Origin of the sequence: Dyadobacter tibetensis Y620-1, assembly GCF_000566685.1 — a bacterium.
In the GTDB taxonomy this organism is placed as follows: Bacteria; Bacteroidota; Bacteroidia; order Cytophagales; family Spirosomataceae; genus Dyadobacter; species Dyadobacter tibetensis.
Genome location: NZ_AZQN01000004.1, coordinates 57280 through 75858, shown reverse-complemented (window position 1 = coordinate 75858; position 18579 = coordinate 57280). Strand labels below are relative to the sequence as shown.

At 44.9% G+C, this 18579-nt stretch carries 13 protein-coding genes; 4 read left to right on the top strand and 9 right to left on the bottom strand.

Going from position 1 to position 18579, the window contains the following annotated elements; genetic code table 11:
* Positions 1 to 455 precede the first annotated feature (455 nt).
* From X939_RS0112235 to X939_RS0112225, 3 genes are all read left to right on the top strand, one after another.
* A complete protein-coding gene (locus tag X939_RS0112235) occupies positions 456 to 998 on the top strand; it encodes a DUF4269 domain-containing protein (protein WP_025763563.1) in 543 nt (180 codons plus the stop codon).
* 122 nt (positions 999 to 1120) lie between these two features.
* Entirely contained in the window at positions 1121 to 2686 is a 1566-nt protein-coding gene (locus tag X939_RS0112230; RefSeq protein WP_025763562.1) for a sulfatase, read from the top strand.
* Positions 2687 to 2921: 235 nt separating this feature from the next.
* The gene (locus X939_RS0112225) at positions 2922 to 3143 is read left to right on the top strand and encodes an SHOCT domain-containing protein (RefSeq protein ID WP_025763561.1); all 222 of its coding nucleotides are present in this window, start codon (positions 2922 to 2924) and stop codon (positions 3141 to 3143) included.
* A 101-nt stretch (positions 3144 to 3244) separates the two neighbouring features.
* Here X939_RS0112225 and X939_RS0112220 read toward each other — a convergent pair whose 3' ends face one another.
* The 4 genes from X939_RS0112220 to X939_RS0112205 all read right to left on the bottom strand — a co-directional run bounded on the left by X939_RS0112220 (position 3245) and on the right by X939_RS0112205 (position 10227).
* Positions 3245 to 6646, bottom strand: a complete 3402-nt coding sequence (locus X939_RS0112220; protein ID WP_025763560.1) for a ThuA domain-containing protein — start codon at positions 6644 to 6646, stop codon at positions 3245 to 3247.
* A gap of 89 nt (positions 6647 to 6735) precedes the next feature.
* The gene (locus X939_RS0112215; RefSeq protein WP_025763559.1) at positions 6736 to 7788 is read right to left on the bottom strand and encodes a sugar phosphate isomerase/epimerase family protein; all 1053 of its coding nucleotides are present in this window, start codon (positions 7786 to 7788) and stop codon (positions 6736 to 6738) included.
* A 42-nt stretch (positions 7789 to 7830) separates the two neighbouring features.
* A complete protein-coding gene (locus X939_RS0112210) occupies positions 7831 to 8976 on the bottom strand; it encodes a Gfo/Idh/MocA family protein (protein ID WP_025763558.1) in 1146 nt (381 codons plus the stop codon).
* Positions 8977 to 9093: 117 nt separating this feature from the next.
* Positions 9094 to 10227, bottom strand: a complete 1134-nt coding sequence (locus X939_RS0112205; RefSeq protein WP_025763557.1) for a Gfo/Idh/MocA family protein — start codon at positions 10225 to 10227, stop codon at positions 9094 to 9096.
* Between the two features lie 238 nt (positions 10228 to 10465).
* Between X939_RS0112205 and X939_RS0112200 the strand changes: the two genes are divergently transcribed.
* The gene (locus tag X939_RS0112200; RefSeq protein WP_025763556.1) at positions 10466 to 11698 is read left to right on the top strand and encodes an MFS transporter; all 1233 of its coding nucleotides are present in this window, start codon (positions 10466 to 10468) and stop codon (positions 11696 to 11698) included.
* A gap of 76 nt (positions 11699 to 11774) precedes the next feature.
* Here X939_RS0112200 and hslV read toward each other — a convergent pair whose 3' ends face one another.
* The 5 genes from hslV to X939_RS0112170 all read right to left on the bottom strand — a co-directional run bounded on the left by hslV (position 11775) and on the right by X939_RS0112170 (position 18298).
* Complete coding sequence (gene hslV, locus X939_RS0112195; protein ID WP_025763555.1) at positions 11775 to 12320, bottom strand: ATP-dependent protease subunit HslV; 546 nt, start codon at positions 12318 to 12320, stop codon at positions 11775 to 11777.
* Positions 12321 to 12340: 20 nt separating this feature from the next.
* Positions 12341 to 12832, bottom strand: a complete 492-nt coding sequence (locus X939_RS0112190) for a GNAT family N-acetyltransferase (protein WP_044199338.1) — start codon at positions 12830 to 12832, stop codon at positions 12341 to 12343.
* Positions 12833 to 12936: 104 nt separating this feature from the next.
* Entirely contained in the window at positions 12937 to 14580 is a 1644-nt protein-coding gene (locus X939_RS0112185; protein ID WP_025763553.1) for a pyruvate dehydrogenase complex dihydrolipoamide acetyltransferase, read from the bottom strand.
* 345 nt (positions 14581 to 14925) lie between these two features.
* Positions 14926 to 16713, bottom strand: coding sequence for a translation elongation factor 4 (gene lepA, locus X939_RS0112175; protein ID WP_025763552.1), 1788 nt, complete (start codon positions 16711 to 16713; stop codon positions 14926 to 14928).
* Positions 16714 to 16966: 253 nt separating this feature from the next.
* On the bottom strand, positions 16967 to 18298 hold the full coding sequence (locus X939_RS0112170) for an MATE family efflux transporter (protein WP_025763551.1): 1332 nt from the start codon (positions 18296 to 18298) through the stop codon (positions 16967 to 16969).
* Between the last annotated feature and the right edge of the window lie 281 nt (positions 18299 to 18579).

Genomic DNA, 18579 nt, shown 5'->3' with positions numbered 1-18579 from the left:
AAATCACTATCATTCCCGAAATCCATCTAACTGTCGATCCATTATTTCCTTCGAACAGATAGCTACTCCAGCGGCAGCGGCCTGCTCCTATAGACTACGTCGTTTCATCGTAGGCTAACTCCGTTTTTAGGGATCGCTTCCAGTTATTTTATCCAAAAATTATGGTAATTGCTCCGGAGGATTTATTGCATTTTTTTAGCATACTTTTGCTGCTTGAATGTTTTACATTCCACCATATCTTTTAATTAATGCAAGGGGTCAAAATTTGGACGAACATTTTTCTAATGTACGTATGGATGCTGGTAATAATTCTCGTTTTTTATCTGTATATTTTCCATGCGCCACAGCTCTAAATTAATGAATTGATTGTAACGGTGGGTTTTGGCGGTTGCTGACAATATACTTTTAACCAAAATGACGGCACAACCAAAATTGAAAAAATACGTTTTTTGAATATGACTTTTGACAATATTGAATATTTACAACAGGGCAACCATCGACAACGACAAGCGTATGCTACGCTGACAAACCATCAAATTTTGTCAAAACTCAAGTCTTTCGACCCTGTTCTGGTAGGTACCATACCCATTAACATTGATATCGAAAGCAGCGACCTTGACATCATCTGCTGTTTTGCTAATCAACAGGACTTTAGAGATACCATCGCTGACAATTTTAGAAATGAGAGGTTGTATCATATAAGAGAACTACAAGAGACAGCCACTTCAGCGGTCGTAGCCAACTTTTTTGTGGATGATTTTGAAATTGAAATTTTCGGGCAGAGTATTCCAACGAAACGGCAGTACGCCTATAGACATTTGGTAATAGAACATAATTTAATTAAAAAATACGGCGAGAAATTCCGACAGAAAATTGTTGAACTCAAACGGCAAGGCCATAAGACAGAACCAGCATTTGCATTAGCACTGGGTCTGACAGGAGACCCTTATATGGAACTGTTAAAATTCGAAAAGGCCGAAAATAGCCCAAACTACTAACAGGGGTTGTCGTGACCGGGGCGGGGATTCTTCGTAGTAATTTTATCTTAAATTCGATCTTTCGGCTCTGACTGATATTTTGCCCCGAACCTAATTTTCCCGATACCTATTCCTAAACACGAATGAAGACGAGCTATACCACCTATTTATTCACCTTACTTTCGGTGCTTTCCCTTAATGCCTGTAAAAGACCGGCACAAGGTAAGGTGAAGCCTAATATTTTGTTTATTTCTATTGACGACCTGCGTCCAACCCTGGGTGCATATGGCGACCCGGTAGCCGTTACTCCGAATATTGACCGTTTGGCTTCAGAGGGGATGACCTTCCGGAAGACGTTTGCTCAGTTAGCTGTCTGTGCTCCGTCAAGGGCTAGTTTGATGACCGGCCTTAGACCGGACTCCACCCGCGTGTGGCACTTGGGAGATAAATTTCGGGTGATAAATCCTAATACGGTAACCATGCCACAGCATTTCGCTCAGCATGGATACCATACGGTCAACATTGGTAAAATTTTTCATAATTATATGCCCGATTCTATTTCCTGGCATGAGCCAGACCTACGACCAACCCGGTATTTGCGTAAGGATTGGCTGAATAGGGATGGTGAAACTTTTTATATCAGCGAGGAAATCAGCCATTCTCAAGCTATCAAAAGAGACTCATTATTAAAATTGGTGCCTAAAAGATATGCAGACGGGTGGAATACGGGTCCAGCCTGGGAGATGGCCGAAGTGCACGACACCATGTATTATGACGGTTCCCAAAACGAGTTGGCAAAACATACACTCTCCCGGTTGGCTAAAAATAAAATGCCTTTCTTTATGGGCCTGGGATATTTCAGGCCGCACCTACCTTTTGCAGTTCCCAAAAAATACTGGGACTTATACAACCCCACGGAAATACCGCTGGCGCCCAATCCCAGAGTGCCTGAAAACGCACCGGGTTTCACAATGAATTCTATGTATGAGTTGCGTCATTATGATGGGTTCAATGGGATAGGTCATCCTCAGTCTAGCTATCGTATGCGGGAAGACACTTCTCGGATTTTAAAACATGGGTATTATGCTAGTGTTAGCTATGTAGATGCGTTATTAGGAAGCCTTATTGACCATATGAAAAAGATAGGCATCTACGAAAATACGATCATCATTGTTTGGGGTGATCATGGGTGGAAGTTGGGGGATCATAATAGTTGGGGTAAAATGACCAATTATAATGTTGATCTGCAGGTGCCCATGATTATACGATTTCCCAATCAGATGAATAGAGGGGCTCAAACCTTCGAAATAACGGAACTGGTAGACATGTTCCCCTCTCTATGCGAAATTGCAGGAATAGAAGTTCCTGATTATATGCAGGGGACGAGTTTTGTGCCCCTTATCAAGGACCCGAAGCGTTCTTGGAAAAATGCAGCTTTTAGTCAGTTTCACCGTCGGCCCCAGGAGTCAGCAGATGGGAAACGCTATATGGGGTATTCTATCAATACAAGAAAATACCATTATATCGAATGGTATGCATGGGACCCTCAAAAGGGGCATAGGGGTGAGAAAAAAGGTGCGGAACTATATGATTCCCTCGAGGATCCTCATGAGACGGTTAATATCGCCTCAGATCCGGGGATGGATAGGGTAGTCAGGAATTTATCCGATCAACTTGCTCGGGGATGGCGTAGTGCCCGTCCAATTTAATGGGGCTATTTCCACTAATTGTCGTAGCGCATCTAAGAAGTCGACTCCCTGATCCTGTTTGCTCCAAAAACAATTAGGATTAACCTGTGTTTGAGAAAGTATCGGCTCCTCATTTGAATATAGATGTGGATGAGCCTTATCCTATAACTGTTCACTGTCTGATACCTTTATTTTTGACAGTATAGTATTTTTCAAGTAAAATTTGTAAATTTATTTGAACAAACCTTAGGAAATCATGATGCATGGACAATACTGGGACATGGGTTGGACCGTAATCTGGGCGGTTTGGGTGATGGGGATGCTGCTGTTTCTTGCGGCATATCTATTGCTAAGAAAGTCCAATACCATTGGCGAAAACAGAACCGGAAGGTTTTCAAAAAAAATCCTCAAAAAACGCTTTGCTCAGGGAGAAATTACTGTGGATGAGTATAATGCGATTAAAAGAAATCTGGTTTGAGGAGGCTACTTATTATTTACCCCTAAGTACAAAAGAAAGCCAGCTAACATCGAAATCCATAACTTCGATGCCAACTGGCTCTTTACTTTTTCTGAACGGTTTTATTTGTCGTTAAATCGAATGGAATCTACTGCAAATAGGGGTTTACTATTGGCGTTGGGGTTCACAAATACGAAATACAAATCCTGAGGTTTAGGGCTAGCCACCACTTTGAGTGGAATCTCGATGGTCTGGGTAGCGCTAACCTTAGCTTCTCCGACTTTCAGTCCAGAAGGACTTCCCAGTCTTACCTCCAGTGTACCTCCGGCGGTCATATCCGACTGACTGGAAACAGCAGCGGACAGGCTTTTAACCATAGCCAGATCAATGCTTTCCAGCATGAAATAACCACCATTTTTAGTTCCTACTACCACTTCATTGCCGGTAGGAAGCTTTACTTTCGAAGCATCCTTGGCTTTATCGTAGCTGGTAGCCATAACCACCGCGTCGCGAAGAGCGATAGTTTTAGTGCCCGTAAGTGGCCCCATTCCTGCATTGCCCTTATCGGTATAGCTAGCCGTGAAAAGGTAGGAGCCTGATTCTTTTTGTGCTTCGGTAATGTAGGTGCTTTTCAATGGTTTTTTATCCACTACTTTTTCTTTAGCCAAGGATAAGATGTATTTCACCATTTCTTCGGCCTCTTCCATTTTATGCTGTGGGTGGGCAGCCATCGCCTGCTCTCCCCAATTACCCCCACCGCCATTAATGATCTTATTCGCCAGTGTTTTTAGGGCATTCCGCTCTTTTTCATAGCGCTTGGCTACTTCGATATAGGCAGGTCCGATAGATTTTTTGTCCACAGAATGACAAGCTTTACAATCGCTAAGTTCGATCAGTCTCTTTCCGGTAGCGAAACCAGTATTGGCCTGATGTCCTTGTGCCAACTGTGTTTTGTCATATCCTTGTAAGTAATTAATGGTAAGGGTTACATCCTCTTCGGCTATTTTCTTGCTAGCCAGAGTACCATCTTCCTTGTCTTGCACTTTTACTTCATAGGAAACGGGTTTGTTCTCCCAATAGAAGGTCTGATTACCCTTAATGGCGATATCCACAGAGGGAGCCGCGTTTCCAGCTTTAATGGTGAGTTGAGTAGTCGCTTTATTACCTGCACTATCCGTTACTTTTAGCTCCACGATATGTTCACCAGCTTTTGTAAACGTAAAACTTGGATTGGCAAGGCTACTCTTGGGGAGGCCTTTTCCGAAGTTCCATTCATATTTGATGGCGTCTCCATCGTGGTCCAGGGTTCCTTTCGATGAGAAGTTCACCTTCAAAGGAACGGCGCCTACCGTTTTGTCTGCCTGAGCCATGGCCACGGGAACACGGTTTCCGGCGTTATAGGTAATACGAGATAAGGCTGCTTCGTCATTTTGAGCGAACCAGTTGGGGCCATACTCCAAAAGGTATAAAGAACCGTCGACAGCGAACTGCATATCCATAGGATGACTGAACTTGGCCGTCGGCATAAAACGCTCGATCGCCTCCAGATCACCTTTTTCGTTCATACTCACCGCATTGATATAGTCTCTGATCCATTCGTAAGCAAAGAACTTTCCGTCATAGTAGCGTGGAAACTTAACCTTGCTATCCTGATAATCATCGTAATAGTAAACGGGGCCTGCCATGGCGTTTCGTCCTCCTTTTCCAACCACCGGGCCAAACTCTGGAGAGTCGGCATAGGGGTAATAGATAAAGGCTGGCTGAGCGGGTGGCAGATTTTTAATACCGGTATTATGTGGGGAGTCATTTACGGGAGCTGCGGGATCGAAGGGCTTGCCCGATACCTCGGTTTCAAAATTATAATCTACATAAGGTTTGTTGTCGGCTATAAATAATGGATAACCAAAGTTTCCAGCCTTACGCGCCTGATTTACCTCATCATAGCCTCGAGGGCCCCTTTTTGGGTCATCTTTAGATGCATCCGGACCTACTTCACCCCAATATAAATAGCCGGTACGCTGATCCACAGAAATCCGGTACGGGTTACGGTTACCCATGATATATATCTCGGGCCTGGTCTTGTCGGTTCCAGGAGGGAAGAGGTTACCTTCTGGAATATCATATAGATGGGTACCTCCAGGCATATTTGCTCTGCGATCGCCATAGCGTGGCTTGATCCGAAGGATTTTTCCCCTAAGGTCCATGGTATTGGCAGAGGAGTGCTGCCCATCCCAGCCCTCACGACCCGGACGCTCATCTATAGGGCCATAACCATTGGACTTGAAAGGATTTACATCGTCGCCTGTCGATAAATACAAATTGCCTTTGGCATCCCAGGCTATGGAACCACCCGTATGGCAGCAGTCGGTACGCTTAACGGGTACGGTAAGCATCAGCTCTTCAGTAGAAAGAAGTAAAGTGTCCTTATTGACATCATACCGAAAGCGTGAAAGGTGCTGAGCGGTATCGGCCTCACTCGAAGGAGGAGAATAATACAGATATACCAGTTGATTGTTTTTGAAATTAGGGTCGATATTGATCCCCATAAGTCCGTATTCCTGCTGGGTATAGACCGGTACCTCCGCTACAATTTTTACTGATTCCGTTTTAGGGTTATAAAGCTTTACCTTCCCTTTTCTTTCAGTAAATAATACCCTTTGATCGTCTAATACGACTAGTTCAGTTGGTTCATCGAGTCTGGATGCCAATACTTGCTTTACAAAACGGTTTTCTTCCGGGCGGGCCTTGGCGAAATCCAGAGTAGGGGTCATGGTATATTCCAGACCTCCCCTTAAATGGCTAAGAAAGACTGGATTGACAAATGTTGCGTTTTCATGTCCAAAGTTCGTGTAGAACGCCTTTCCACCATCGTATTCATGGTACCAGGACATGGGGTGATCATCCCCCATTTTACCATCTTTATATGACTTTTCGTCTATTTTTACCAAAACGTTAACCTTGGGATTGAAACTCTTGAAGTCGTAAAACTCATCCTTGATTGACCATTTTTTTGGAAAATCTTTCATAGAGATATGCTTGTCGTCGACTACGTATGCCTCTCCGGTCTGAACGTTTGGGTTTCCTGGATGACTGGCGAAATAGGCTCCCGCAAGTTTGTTGTACCAGGGCCAGTCGTACTCAGTATCTGTGGCAGCGTGAATGCCAACATAGCCACCGCCAGCCTGGATATATCGTTCAAAGGCTTCTTGCTGTTGATCGTTAAGCACATCTCCGGTTGTATTTAAAAAAACAACTGCGGCATACTTTTGTAAATTTTTGTTGGTGAAGCGGGCAGAATTCTCGGTAGTATCTACCGTGAGGTTCATCTCCTTGCCAAGTTTCATCAGGGCAACCTGACCCGCAGGGATCGAAGCATGGCGGAAACCGGCAGTTTTAGAGAAAACCAAAATTTTCTTTTCAGTTTTAACTACTTGCCCTATCGCAAGAAAGGAGGTAGACAAACACCATAGCAGCACGAGTAGCTTTTGCCTGGTAGATTGCCTTAAAAGGGAAGTGGGATTCATTTTGGAGAATATTAAGTTATATTATGCTAAAAACCTATCGTTCATAAGAACGATAGGTTTTTCTTTTACTTGTAAAAGTAACAATTAATTTATAGTCCTAAAACTTTACGATTAAATGCCTCATCGGCACCAGTGCCGGCGAAGTCATCAAAGGCTTTAGTAGTAACCTCGATGATATGATCGCTAATAAATGGTGCTCCTTCTGCTGCCCCCTGTTCTGGTGACTTTATACAGCATTCCCATTCCAATACTGCCCAGCTACCATAGTTGTACTGCGACAGTTTTGAGAAAATAGCAGAGAAGTCGACCTGACCGTCTCCCAAAGAACGGAATCGACCCGCACGATCGGCCCAGCCGGCAAAGCCACTGTACACTCCTTGTTTGCCAGTAGGATTAAACTCAGCATCCTTCACATGGAAGGCCTTGATACGGTCGTGATACAGATCTATAAACTGGAGGTAATCTAATTGTTGTAAGACGAAATGGCTAGGGTCATAATTAATATTAGCCCTGGTATGTCCGCCGCAGTAGTCAACAAACATTTCGAAAGTGGCTCCATCGAAAAGGTCTTCTCCGGGATGAAGTTCGTAGGCTACGTCCACGCCATTTTCATCATATACATCCAAGATAGGTTTCCAGCGATTGGCTAGTTCTGTAAATGCCGTTTCGATGAGTCCGGCAGGACGCTGAGGCCAGGGATAAAGATAAGGCCAGGCCAGAGCACCTGAGAAAGTGGCGCTGGCTGTCAGCCCAAGATTTTTGCTGGCAACTGCCACCTGCTTGAGGTGTTCGGTAGCCCATGCGGCACGAGCCTTTGGGTTGTTGCGAACTTCTGGAGCGGCAAAACCATCGTACATTTCGTCATACACGGGATGTGAAGCCACGAGTTGTCCGATGATATGGGAAGCCAGTTCGGTAATCTCCAGGCCTTTTTCCGCTAGTTTTCCTTTAAGCTCATCGCAGTATGTCTTAGATTCGGCTGCTTGCTTAATATCGATCACCCGGGGATCCCAGGTGGGCAGCTGTAATCCTTTGTAACCTAGATCGGCCATGTATTGGGCTATGCCGTCAAGGGTATTGAATGGGGCTTCGTCGCCCAGAAATTGTGCCAGAAAAATGCCTGGCCCTTTTATTGTTTTCATACTACTTCGTTGCGATATGGTGGTACAAACGGTGGGGAGGTATTATACCTGTACCCATCCTTGTTTTTTATTCGATTCCAATATTCTCTCACAAATCAGAAGCTCCCGGTACCCATCAGCGAAGGTAGGGAAAGTCGGATTTTCAGGCTGGCGTCCTTCAGCAATGGCAGCATATACTTCTTTGAACATTTGCTTAGAAGTATCAGGGAAGCCTTCATTATGGCCGCCAGGGAAGCTTATTACAGATGTCACGTCCTTATTTACCAATGAGGGGTCGCGCATTAACAGCTCATTGCTGCTGTCGCGGTTTCCAATCCACATTTCGTTTGGAGACTCTGAGCACCAGCTAAAGGTTTTCTTTGAGCCTGAGATCTCCAAGACCATCCGATTTTTGCGCCCTGCCGAAACCTGAGAAACCGTGATGACACCTTTGCTGCCATTATCGAAGCGCAATAGTACGTTCGCATGGTCTTCGGTGGTAATGGGGACGTCGGCATAGTCTTCTGGTTGAAGCATTTTTCCCGAATACGTTTCAACAGGTTTAAGGGGCTTCTTACGGGTAGGATGAACCGTATTGAAGTCAGCTAAAACGGCTGTCGTCTTCAAGCCGGTGATATATTCCAGGATATCCATGAGGTGAGAGCCGATGTCAGCAATGGCTCTGGAGTCGCCCGATTTGTCTGGTTCAAGGCGCCAGTTGTAATCTGTTTCGTAGAAAAGCCAATCCTGTAAATATGATCCGATGAAAGAATATATTTCCCCCAGTTCGCCCTTTTCCCGCATTGATTTCATTTGGCGAGCGAGAGGGTAGTAGCGTAGGTTAAAATGAACAGCATTTACCAGACCGGATTCCTGGGCAATTTTAACTAGTTCTTCGGCTTCTACTAAATCTTTGGCAAGGGGTTTTTCGCAGATGACATGTTTTCCTGCTAGTAATGCCGCTTTCGACTGGCTGTAATGCAGGAAATTTGGGGTGCAGATATGAATGGATTCGATGTCATCTTGCTTCAAAAGCTCATCAAATGTATAGGCTCTTTCGATGCCCAGTACATCTGCTTTTTCTCTTGCCAATTCGGCGGTTACTTCACATAGGGCCGCCACTTCGACGTTGGGCAATCTTCTAAGGGCTTCAATATGAGCTGGGCCTATAAAGCCAGTTCCGACAACGCCTACTTTAATTTTTTTCATAAAGGTTAATCTGTATTAGGGAAAAATAATTTAAACATGAATAGTCCTATCTCGCTCTTTCCGGCCCTGCAAGTCTAAGGCTGGTAGTAGCGGGTAGGTCGATCTGGCCATATGGCTTTATCCGGTAAAACTTGTCCATTTCTGCTCCGACTCATTGGAGGCGATTACGGTATCAATAAATTTCATTCCCCGTAATCCATCGGCAGCCGTTGGGAAATCAAAGATAGGGTCTACATGCCCACCTTCCATTCTTGCCCTTAGATGCAGGGCAAAATTACGGTATAGATTGGCAAATGCCTCAAAATATCCCTCTGGATGTCCTGCTGGAATGCGCGTGTGGACTTGAGCGGCCTGAGACAGAGTTCCCACTCCAGTACGGATCATTCTGGTGCCATGGTTGGTGGTATGGAGCAGGGTATTAGGTTCCATTTGTCTCCATTTCAATCCACCCGTTTCTCCATAGATGCGAATATTAAGGTCATTTTCCTCTCCATTGGCAATCTGGCTATTTTGTAAAATTCCTTTTGCACCGTTATTGAACCGGAGCAAGATATTAGCGTCGTCATCCAGAAGTCGGCCTTCCACAAATATGGTTAAGTCGGCGCAAAGTTCGGTGATTTTAAGACCGGTAATATATTCGGCAAGGTTCTCGGCATGGATGCCGATATCTCCCAAACCACCGGCAGCTCCGGACTTGTTGGGGTCGGTACGCCAGCTTGCCTGCTTATTTCCAGTAGCCTCTACCAGGGTAGCGAGCCAGCCCTGAGGGTATTCTACAATTACCTTCCGAACCTTTCCAATGGCTCCGGAGGCGATCATATGCTTGGCTTCCTTTACCATGGGGTAACCCGTATAATTATGTGTCAGGCAGAATATAAGCCCCGTTTTCTCCACCAAGGCAACAATTTCCTCAGCTTCAGCAGTATTGAGCGTGATAGGTTTATCGCAAACCACATGGAAGCCATTCTCCAGAGCCATCTTTGTGGGGCCGTAGTGGACATGATTGGGTGTAACAATCACAACAAAATCCATTCTCTCACCCTCAGGAAGTTGCTTTTCTGCCAGGATCATCTGTTCGTAATTGTCATATACGCGATTTTCGGGTAGGTAAAGCGATTTTCCCGATTCCTTCGACTTTTCAGGATTCGAGCTAAATGCGCCGCATACCAATTCAATTTCTCCATCCATAATCGCCGCACGTCGGTGAACCCCGCCTATGAAGGCGTCCAGGGAGCCACCCACCATCCCCATTCTTAATTTTCTTGACATTATTTTTGGTTTAGCGTTTTGAAAAGATTTTGAATATAAAAGAGTAGTATTGAATACTCTTACTTTCTACAAAGATAATTTTCTATGAATAAAATTATAGCTACAGCGATAAAACTAGAGTAGATTTGTCGACTATTTGTTTTTTTTGATGTAATCTTGGACTAAAAATCGATCGAATAAACAATTTTTATAACTCAAATAAATAAAAACAATACAATCCATGACCCAATCTGTCAATAGCAACAGGCTTTTTAATGCCAGCTGTTTTGCGCTAATCACCACGGCGTTTTCATTCAGCATCCGGGCGGGAATTCTCTCCCAACTGGGCCAGGAATTTAGCCTCTCGGCTGAGCAACTCGGTTTTATCAACTCGATGTGGTTTTTGGGCTTCCCCTTGGCGATGATCATCGGCGGACTCGTTTACCACTCGGTAGGCCCCAAAACGATCATGCAGATCGCTTTCGTCTGTCATTCTATCGGTATTATTATGACCATCTATTCAGGAGGCTATACGGGTCTTCTTATTTCCACCTTTTTTATAGGAATTGGGAACGGATGTACCGAAGCTGCCTGTAACCCTATGATTGCCGACGCTTACTCCGGTGCTAAGATGAACAAAATGTTGAACCGTTTCCATATGTGGTTCCCAGGGGGTATTGTGATAGGTAGTTTAATGTCCAAGTTTATGACTGATGCTAACTTAGGATGGCAGGCACAAATTTGGTTGATTATGGTTCCTACTTTAATTTATGCGTTCTTATTTTATGGTCAGACATTCCCTAAGCCAAAGGTGGAAGGCGTGCAGTCGATTGCAGAGAATTTCAAGGCCATGATGTCTCCTTTGTTCCTGTTTATGTTTGCCTGTATGGCACTTACGGCCATTACAGAGTTTGGTCCGCAGCAGTGGACGGGTGTAATCATGAGCAAAAGTGGAGCTAGTCCTATGTTGATTCTGGCCCTGGTAACGGGACTGATGGCCATAGCACGTTTCTTTGCGGGACCCATCGTGCAAGCACTTGGGCAAACCGGTGTGCTTTGGGGCTCTTCTTTCTTTGCCTTTATCGGTATTTATATGTTCAGTACGGTAACCGGGCCAGCAGCGTATCTGGCTGCCATTTTCTTTGCCATGGGTGTAGCCCTATTCTGGCCCAATATGGTCGGTTTTATTGCCACACATGTACCATTGAGCGGCGCCTTGGGTATGTCGGTAATAGGTGGCATAGGGATGTTCTCTACTGCGATTTTCCAGCCATTTATTGGTAGCTGGATCGATAACGCTACCGCCGAACAAATGGCTCTCGGTAAGGTGGGCGATGAGATGGAGCTCGCTGCCGGACAGGCAACGCTTCAGACCATGTTGATTTTCCCTGGAATTCTGATTATTGCTTTTGGAATTTTATTCTTCTGGATGAAGAGTCGTAAGCCTAAGCAAGTACCTTCGGCGGTACATTAAGCTGGAAACAGATTGATAAAAAATGGGGTAGCCAAAAATTTTGGCTACCCCATTTTTTATGTAATACATGATCCGCTTATTGCTTCACCGTTTGAATTACAAAGTTATGGTTGGTGTAGATGCAGAGATCGGCTGCCACCGTTAGCCCTTCTCTTACGATATCTTCGGCGCTCAGATCTTGGGCATGCCGCTTGAGCGCTACGGCTGCCGATTGGGCAAAGTTTCCACCCGACCCTATGGCCGCAATTCCATTTTCTGGTTCTAACACGTCACCGGTACCAGAGATCACCAAAATCTCCTCTGCACTCGCTGTAATCATCATGGCTTCCAGTTTTTTGAGGTAGCGATCGGTGCGCCAGTCTTTGGCAAGCTCGATGGCTGCTCTCTTCATATTGCCTCCATAGGCATTCAATTTTTCCTCGAAACGTTCCAAAAGTGTAAAAGCATCGGCAGTGGATCCGGCAAAACCTACCAGGATTTTACCCTCAGAGAGGGAACGGATTTTTCTAACATTACTTTTGGCAACCGTATTTCCCATGGTAGCCTGCCCGTCGGCACCCAGGGATACCAGGCCATTATGTACAACGCCTAGGACGGTAGTAGCATGAATTTTCTCCATCATAAAGTCTTGTTTCTAATTGCTTAATAATTTGAAATTTTTAAATGGCAGAACACGTCGTCAATGGGGATCAGGGGAAACTTGGGTGGGAGTGACGTTTTTTCAATACGCTCAAAACCATTCTTTTCATAGAAACGTATGGCGGCCTGAAGTTGGTGAACGGTTCCCAGATAAATATCGGTCAGGCCCATTTGCCTGGCACGGGCCACCAATTCATCGAGCAGCCTTTTGGCGATGCCAAATTCCTTCCCTCTAAAATCCTTTTTGACAAACATTTTTCTAATTACCCCCTGCTGATTGCCAATATGAATCAGCGCTATGCTGCCTATGACCTCTCCTGACTGGGTCGCTAGCCAGAACTCTCCACCTCCTCCCCGGTAAAAGCTATCAATCTGATATAGGTCAGGTTGCTCTTCTCTTGTAATGGGTACATTAAATTCTTTTTGTTGGATATCGAGTATCATCGTGACCAGAGATTCCTGATACTGACTCTCGAAGGGAATTAGTTTGATCATAGGGGGCAATAATTGTGTTCGGCTCAAGATTGCTATGTGCTATAAAAGAAAAGTGCCAGATCATACGACCTGACACTTTGTACTATTATACGACTGAATCGCCCTTATACGAGCATACTCATAGGTTCTTCCAATAGTTTTTTGACAGTCTGAAGGAAAGAAGCTGCCAGGGCACCGTCCACGACGCGGTGGTCGGCCGAAAGCGTCACCTTCATAATATTGGTAGGATAGATGCTGTCATCCTCTCTAAAGGCAGCCACTTTTTTGATTCCACCAATGGCCAGAATACAGGAATCTGGCGGGTTGATGATGGCTGTAAATTCATCTACTCCGAACATGCCTAAGTTGGATACAGAGAAAGTATTGCCTTCCCAATCTTTAGGTTGAAGTTTTTTGTCCTTCGCTTTTCCGGCCAGGTCTTTTACTTCACTGGAGATGGTCGACATATTTTTCTTGTCGGCATCGCGGATGACGGGTACCAGAAGGCCCTCTTCCACGGCTACTGCTACGCCAATATTAACGTAGTCGTAACGACGAATCTTATCACCTAACCAAGCTGAGTTCACTTCCGGGTGCTTTTTAAGAGCCAGGGCGCAGGCCTTGATCACCATATCGTTGAAGGATATTTTAGAAGGGCTCACTTCGTTCAAAGTAGGGCGAAGGGCCATAGCCTTATCCATGACGATTTCCATGGTTACATAGAAATGCGGAGCCGTAAACAAGCTGTCGCTTAGGCGGCGGGCAATAGTTTTGCGCATCTGAGAAATGGGCAGGTCGGTATAATCACCTGCAGGAGTCGGTGCCGGAGCAGGCGCTGGTGCGGGAGCGGCCGCTTTAGGTGCCTCTGACGGAGCCGATTTTGGTGCAGCCTTAAACTCGTCTACGTCGCGCTTCACGATTCGTCCATTGTCTCCACTACCTTCTACCTGGGCAAGATCGATGCCTTTTTCATCCGCCATTCTTTTTGCAAGGGGAGATGCTTTGATTCGCTCACTGGAATCCTGGGCTGTGGATGGCTTACCGGCATCCACTTTTTCCGCTTCTACAGGTGCTGCAGGGGTAGCTTCTTCACTATTGGCTTCTCCATTTTCGCGGGCCAAAAGGGCTTCTACATTTGCGCCTTCTTCTCCTATTACCGCTATGATACCATCTACCGGTACGGCTTCTCCTTCACCGATACCCAGGTGTAGCAGGGTGCCATCTTCATAGGCTTCCAGCTCCATAGTGGCTTTGTCGGTCTCCACCTCTGCCAGAATGTCGCCTGATTTTACTGTATCTCCTACTTTTTTGAGCCACGAAACAAGGGTACCTTCTTCCATGGTATCACTCATTTTGGGCATACGAACTACAACCGCATTGATCTTTTCGGTTGAGCTCGGTGCTGCTTTAGGAGTAGCATCGGGGGCAGGGGAGGGAGTGGCTGTTTCAATAGCAGGTTCCTTCTCTGCCGATTTTTCGGGAGCAGGGGCCGACTCACCATCACCTTCAAGCAGGGACTTGTAGTCTTCTCCTTCTTCGCCTACTATGGCCATAATACCGTTAATGGGGACGGCATCACCTTTTTCTACACCGATATATAGCAGTGTACCATCATAATAAGATTCAAGATCCATTGTGGCCTTATCGGTTTCCACCTCCGCTATGATTTCACCAGTTTCGATCTTATCACCAACTTTTTTGTGCCACGCTGCGATAACACCTTCTTCCATGGTGTCGCTCATCTTGGGCATACGGATTACTTCTGCCATATCGCTTATAAAGGTATTTTAGTTTCTTTCAAAAAATATCATTCTGTCAAAATTACAATAAAAGCTGAATAGGTAAGGTTTACCGGCAGCAAAAATTGCCCTTTGTCCAGGCTGCCTTTCATTTTTTTGTATTTATTGACTTAATTCACCCTTGATTATGAGGGTACTATAGTGACGATAAATTGTGCTATCCTCCCCTCTAAAATTCATGAGTAATCGCCTTGCCAAGGCCAACTTATAAGTTTTTTCCTGTTCAACACTGGGACAACGGAAGTTATACAGGGGCTAGTTATCAAAATACCAGATTTAAGAAATGTTTAAATCTGGTATTTTGATAAGCTACGGTTAATTTATTTTAAGAACTGCCATAAACGCCTCCTGTGGAATTTCTACATTTCCTACCTGACGCATGCGTTTCTTTCCTTTTTTCTGTTTCTCCAGGAGCTTGCGCTTTCTGGAAATATCGCCTCCATAGCATTTCGCCAATACATCCTTACGCATGGCTTTTACGGTTTCCCTTGCTATGATTTTCTGACCAATAGCGGCTTGAATAGCGATTTCAAACATCTGTTTGGGGATCAATTCCCGTAGTTTTTCACAGAGTTTTTTACCCCAGTCATATGCTTTGGAACGGTGAACAATGGCGGAAAGGGCATCGATTCGTTCGCCATTCAACATTACGTCGAGCTTGACCATGTCCGATTCTTCGTACCCTGCCAATTCATAATCCAGGGATGCATACCCTCTGGAAATTGTTTTAAGCTTGTCGAAGAAATCAAAAACTACTTCAGCTAAGGGCATGGAGAATTGGAGTTCCACTCTTTCGGCGGTAAGGTAGACTTGGTTCTTAAGGATACCCCTTTTGTCCATACACAGATTCAATATTGGGCCGATATAGTCGGACTTGGTAATGATCTGGGCATTGATAAAGGGTTCTTCTATCCATTTAATATAATTTGGTTCCGGCATTTCAGAAGGTGCGCTTACCTTCACCATCACATCTTTGGAATCGACCACATTGAATTGTACAGAGGGTACCGTGGTAATGACCGTCATGTCAAATTCCCGCTCCAAGCGCTCCTGAACAATTTCCATATGCAGCATACCTAAGAAGCCGCAGCGGAAACCGTAACCCAAAGCTGCCGACGTTTCGGGTTCCCATACCAAGGCCGCATCATTAAGTTGCAATTTTTCCAATGCTTCCCGGAGTTCTTCAAATTCGCTGGTGTCAACCGGGTAAATTCCCGCAAAGACCATAGGTTTTACTTCAGAAAAGCCTTGGATTGCTTCTTTGGCAGGCCGATCGGTATGCGTGACCGTATCTCCAACTTTTACTTCCTTAGCTACTTTAATTCCGGAGATAAGATAACCTACGTCTCCACACTCCACCAGTTGCTTGGGGATTTGGTTTAGGCCCAGAGTTCCGATTTCATCAGCGTGATATTCTTTTCCGGTAGCCATAAATTTCACTCGGTCTCCCTTGCGTATCTGGCCATTTTTAACCCGGAAAATAACTTCGATTCCTCTATAACTGTTAAAAGTGGAGTCGAAAATAAGCGCCTGAAGCGGAGCTTTGGGATCACCCTGTGGCGGGGGGACACGTTCCACAATGGCTGTCAGGATATCTTCAATACCGATACCTTCTTTTCCGCTGGCATGAATAATTTCGTCCCGTTTACAATCCAGAAGCTCCACCATCTCGTCTTTAATCTCCTCGGGCATGGCTCCAGGAAGATCTACTTTATTGAGAACCGGGATAATGACCAGGTCATGATTGATGGCCAGATAAAGATTGGAAATGGTTTGCGCCTCAGTGCCCTGAGAGGCATCGACCAGTAGAAGAGCTCCTTCGCAAGCCGCAATGGACCGGGAAACTTCATAGGAAAAGTCGACATGACCTGGAGTATCGATCAGGTTCAAAATATATTCCTCACCCTGATGAATATAGTTCATCTGGATGGCATGGCTCTTGATCGTGATACCACGTTCCCTTTCCAGATCCATGTTGTCGAGTAACTGGGCCTGCATTTCCCGGTTAGTAACCGTTTTGGTAAATTCCAACAGGCGATCGGCCAGCGTACTTTTCCCATGGTCAATATGGGCAATGATACAAAAATTACGAATTTTCTTCATGTATGTTGTTACAATTCAAAGGACATCTTCCCTTTAATAGCTGAATCAAAGGAGGGCAAAATTACTATGTGAAAACCTATTTTAACAGGTTTTCACGGAATAGTTTCCAAATTATCCTGTACGGGCCTTCTACCTGAGTTAGAAAGGAGGTGAGATAGGACCTTTCTAAATGCCGGGATGGCCTTATAAAAGATTGAATAAGGCTTTTTGTAATTATTACTAAGCCCGGAAGCTTTATTTCAGGAACAGTACTTTAGGAGACGTTCTTCAATCTGGTTTTACGTAAAAACCTGGTGATTAGAAAAATGGATGCAAAGGTAAGTCCGATGATGAGCCCTAACCACATTCCGGAAGCACCAAAACCGAACTGAAAAGCCAAAAGATAGCCAATAGGAATACCTAAAATCCAATAGGAGATGCCTATAAAAATGGTGGGTGCCGTAACATCTTTTATCCCCCTTAATAAACCAGCGCCAATGGCTTGCGTGCTATCGGAAATCTGAAATATTGCCGCAAATAAAAGCAGATAAGATGCCAATTCAAGTACCTCTTCATTCTTGTTAAAAGCCTTGGGGAGTTGCATGCGAAGGGCTGCAAAAGTAATAGCACATAATGTTCCATACACCAGGGCAGTCCATAATGTACTCTTGCCAATCAGTTCTATTTTAGGCCAATTCTGACGGCCAAATGCATTGGAAACCCGTATGGATCCGGCCTGTGCCAAGCCCATCGATACCATAAAGGTAAAGGAGGCGCAACTCAGGGCGATCTGATGCGAGGCCTGGGCTACCGCACCAAGTGTTCCGATGATGATTCCTGAAACGGCAAAGGCTCCAGCTTCCATACCAATCTGCATACTGCTGGGGATTCCTATATGTAGCAATTCTCTCCAGGTTTGTAGGTTTAACTTCCATTGCTGCCCCCGGACGGCGATATATCGGTTAAAAGTTTTGTGGTTAAGGATGATAAGGCCAAGTGCGACAAATATGATGCTACGAGTAATTAGTGTGGCCCAGCCGGCTCCTTCCAGCTCCATTCGTGGCAGCCCCCAGTTTCCAAATATCATCAGCCAGTTGAGGAAAATGTTTAGTGGCATACTCGCCACCGACAAAATCATCGCCGTTTTGGTATACTCCAGTCCGTCACTAAACTGCTTAAGCGTCATAAAAAGCAGCATCGGAATGATAGAATAGGCCATAATGCGCATGAAAGGTATGGCTAAGGCTACTACTTCCGGATCTTGCCCCAAATGATGCAGAATATTTTCTCCGTAAATGATGATGCCAGAGATGATTAATGCAGTTAACAGGCACAGGACGAATCCGTTATAAAAATAATGGGAGACCTGCTTGCCATCGTGTCGCCCGTGGGCAAGGGATACCATTTGTGATACTGATATGGTCATGCCTATTCCGATTACGAATGGAATATTGATCGTATTGAGCACCAGGGCAGCTGCCGCTAATTGCTTGTAACTTACTGCGCCCACCATAGCCGTATCGATGAGGTGGAGGGCCATTTGGGCCAGCTCTCCGATGACGATTGGAAAGGCAAGTTTTAATGTTTGTGATGCTTCGTTTTTCATTCTGCCAAATACTAACCCTTGAAATGGGGCCACAAAGATAGACAACTTAAACCGTTGAGACATGACGAAACCTTGAAGTTTCAAGTTAAGTTACTGACGGTATAATAGGCCAGATTGAGTCGATAGATAAATATTAAATGACTTTAAATGGAGTAACACGGGGTTTAACTGCGCTTTATATATGTTGGGATGCTTACAATAGTCCTTAATAAAACTGCTCTTGTAATTTAAAAATTTCATGAAACCGATCTTCTTCTGCCAGCCAACAAAAAATCAATCTA

What these genes read in the sequence shown, in the direction of transcription:
- X939_RS0112235 (WP_025763563.1), top strand. Translation starts at nt 456, where the DNA reads ATGACTTTTGACAATATTGAATATTTACAACAGGGCAACCATCGACAA.
- X939_RS0112230 (WP_025763562.1), top strand. Translation starts at nt 1,121, where the DNA reads ATGAAGACGAGCTATACCACCTATTTATTCACCTTACTTTCGGTGCTT.
- X939_RS0112225 (WP_025763561.1), top strand. Translation starts at nt 2,922, where the DNA reads ATGATGCATGGACAATACTGGGACATGGGTTGGACCGTAATCTGGGCG.
- X939_RS0112220 (WP_025763560.1), bottom strand. Translation starts at nt 6,646, where the DNA reads ATGAATCCCACTTCCCTTTTAAGGCAATCTACCAGGCAAAAGCTACTC.
- X939_RS0112215 (WP_025763559.1), bottom strand. Translation starts at nt 7,788, where the DNA reads ATGAAAACAATAAAAGGGCCAGGCATTTTTCTGGCACAATTTCTGGGC.
- X939_RS0112210 (WP_025763558.1), bottom strand. Translation starts at nt 8,976, where the DNA reads ATGAAAAAAATTAAAGTAGGCGTTGTCGGAACTGGCTTTATAGGCCCA.
- X939_RS0112205 (WP_025763557.1), bottom strand. Translation starts at nt 10,227, where the DNA reads ATGGGGATGGTGGGTGGCTCCCTGGACGCCTTCATAGGCGGGGTTCAC.
- X939_RS0112200 (WP_025763556.1), top strand. Translation starts at nt 10,466, where the DNA reads ATGACCCAATCTGTCAATAGCAACAGGCTTTTTAATGCCAGCTGTTTT.
- hslV (WP_025763555.1), bottom strand. Translation starts at nt 12,320, where the DNA reads ATGATGGAGAAAATTCATGCTACTACCGTCCTAGGCGTTGTACATAAT.
- X939_RS0112190 (WP_044199338.1), bottom strand. Translation starts at nt 12,832, where the DNA reads ATGATCAAACTAATTCCCTTCGAGAGTCAGTATCAGGAATCTCTGGTC.
- X939_RS0112185 (WP_025763553.1), bottom strand. Translation starts at nt 14,580, where the DNA reads ATGGCAGAAGTAATCCGTATGCCCAAGATGAGCGACACCATGGAAGAA.
- lepA (WP_025763552.1), bottom strand. Translation starts at nt 16,713, where the DNA reads ATGAAGAAAATTCGTAATTTTTGTATCATTGCCCATATTGACCATGGG.
- X939_RS0112170 (WP_025763551.1), bottom strand. Translation starts at nt 18,298, where the DNA reads ATGAAAAACGAAGCATCACAAACATTAAAACTTGCCTTTCCAATCGTC.